Here is a 2,541-nt window from a genome sequence, read left to right as displayed (position 1 = left end):
TTAGCGAAGCTTACTAGTACAAAAAATAGGAGTAAAAGTGAAAAATAACGCATAATTAGTCGGTTAACAAGTTAAATTAATATAACCGACTATTAATAAAAAGGTTAAATAATCTATGGATTTGAAGGTTTTTCTTCAAGAATAATTTCATTCTCAGATTCTTGCTGAGTACTGTCGGCAGCCTGCTGTTGTTGCTGCAGCTCTGCTTCTTCTAGTTCAATTTCGGCTAGCCGATCTTTTGCAACCCTTACTACATCTTCCTGGGGTGAGTTTTCAATAATTGAGTTTAAGGTGGCTTTAGCCTGAAACATTTCATCCATTCCTTGATAGTTTTCGGCAATCAGTAAAAAGGATCGGCCCAACCACTCTTCGTAAGCTCCGAACTTCTTGTTTAGTTCATAGAGCGAATCAATGGACTTTTGGTAATTACCGCGCTCGTAGTAGATTCTGGCCGCTAAGTACTGAGCTTCAGCCCCATTTTCATCGGGAGCCGTATTGGCTAATTCGCTTAGAATAGGTTCAGCCTGGTCTAAGTTACCTTGTTCGTAAGCCACCCGACCTCGGTATAAGTTTGCCTGATTAGCCGCGTTAGCAGATATATTGGCGCGCTCTAGTATTTGCTGAGCATAATAGTCTACTGAGTCTAATAAGCTAGAATTTTCCTGAGCCAGTTGGTAGTAAGAAGTCATCAATCCTTGCCAAGCATTGTACTGCTGCTTTTTGGAACGGGCAGTTTGCGATAATTTTTGAAAATAGGTAACCGCATTGGCGTAGTTTTGCTGAGAGCTTTCCAGTTCGGCAATGCGCTGCATAATACGTTGGTTCTGGGGATGATTCTCTACTGTCGTTAATGAGTAGTAGACATCCAGTGCTTCATCAAGTTGCTCCAACCGATAGTATGATTCTCCAATGTAGTAATTTGCCTCCGGCACATTAGCATTGTCAGAATACGTTGCTACGAAAGATTGCAATTGCTGAATTGCTTGATCGTACTTCTGCGAAAAATACAGACCCTTTGCCGATTCGTACTCGATGCTAGCTACGTTGGCATCTTCGGGATTCGCCTCTTTATACTGAGCTAAGTAGCGAGAAAAATCAGTAGATCCACTTTGGGCAGTTACTTCTTGTAATCCCAGAATAGCCGAATTGGCGGTAGGGTGCGCCATATAGTCGTCTAAGATTGTTTTGTAGTCTTGCTCAGCCTGCCGGTACTGCTGCTGATTAGAGTAAGCCAAAGCTCGCCTCAGCAGCGCGTAAGGTGCTAAATTACTTTGGGGCTGCGTATCTAGCAGTATTCCGAAGCTCTGCGTAGCGCTTTGGTAGTCACCTTGCTGCAATTGTAGTTGAGCCTTTTGAAATAGTGCATCATCGTAGTACGGAGAGTCTCGGTAGCGAGCCAGCATTTGGTTGAGCACCTCAACCCCCTGCTTTTGGTTACCCAGAATACCTTGTATTACTCCTTTTTGATAATACGCGTAACCCGCTTCTCGGGTGTCTTCTTGAATGGCCCGATCATACGTTTGTAGTGCCTGCTGGTAACTTTTGGTAACGTAGTACGAGTCAGCCAATCGCAGCAATGCGTCTGATAGATAAAATTTATCTTGATTCCGCATATTCTTGCGTAAGGCACTTTGTTGTACGTAGTTTTGAAAGTGCCGCAGAGCTAGATTGTATTGCTTGGTATTGAAGTAAGCGTAGCCAATACCGTACTGAGCTTTCGTATAATATAACTCTTTTTCGCCTTCAAGTCGGTTTCCTTTCAATCGGCGAAATACTGCATCATAAGCGTTAATGGCTTTATCCCAAAACTTCCCGATAGAATACGCTTCCCCTTTCCAGAAATTAGCTCCGGCTACCAAGGTTGGATCAATAGAATATTCCAGTGACTTATCAAACAGCTCTACCGCTTTTCGGTACTGCCGTTGGTTGAAAGCTTGGGTTCCTGCTCGGTAGCTCACTTGCTGATAAGATGTGCGAACCGGTAAAGTTTTATTGGGCAGGCTCTCAATAAACTGCATCGCTTCGGTGTAATTGTTCGTATATAAGTACGCCTCGCTGAGTAGATTATTAGCTTCGGTGGCAAAGCGGGTTTGAGGGTAATCTTCTTTTAACTGATTAAACGATTGTATTGCCCGTCCGTATTCTTCCCGATCAAACAACGTTTTACCCAGATTAAACAATGACTGTTCGCGAATTGCTTCATCATAATTTCTTTTAGCGGCAGTTTCAAAAGCAGTAACGGCGTACTCTAGGTTATCTTGATTGGTGTATAGCACGCCCAAATAAAAAGAAGCAACTTGACCAATGCTATCTTGAGCGGCGGCAGCTTTGGTCAGGTTTTCAATGGCTTCCTTGGTTTTTTCCAGCTGATACTGCGCGTAGCCCAACCGGTACGAAATATCTCGGCTAGGATTGCGCGACTGAGCGTAGCTTTGCAGAAATGGCTCAGCATCCGCGTAGCGTTCCTGCCGGTAGTTGGCTTCTCCTACCAGCAGCATAATTTCCGAAAAATTGGCTACTTCTTTTTGGTCTCTCTCTAAT

The 2,541-nt window shown here is 43.7% G+C and carries 1 protein-coding gene; it reads right to left on the bottom strand.

Annotation, left to right across the window (positions count from 1 at the left end; genetic code table 11):
- Window positions 1-113: 113 nt before the first annotated feature.
- Window positions 114-2,541 (bottom strand): tetratricopeptide repeat protein (locus WBA23_RS24605; protein WP_424584930.1); only part of this gene is annotated, 2,428 nt, incomplete at its 5' end.

Source organism: Tunicatimonas sp. (genome assembly GCF_049647865.1).
Lineage (GTDB): Bacteria > Bacteroidota > Bacteroidia > Cytophagales > Cyclobacteriaceae > Tunicatimonas.
The sequence above is the reverse complement of the archived record's forward strand: the minus strand, read 5'-3'. Positions and strand labels throughout refer to the sequence as shown.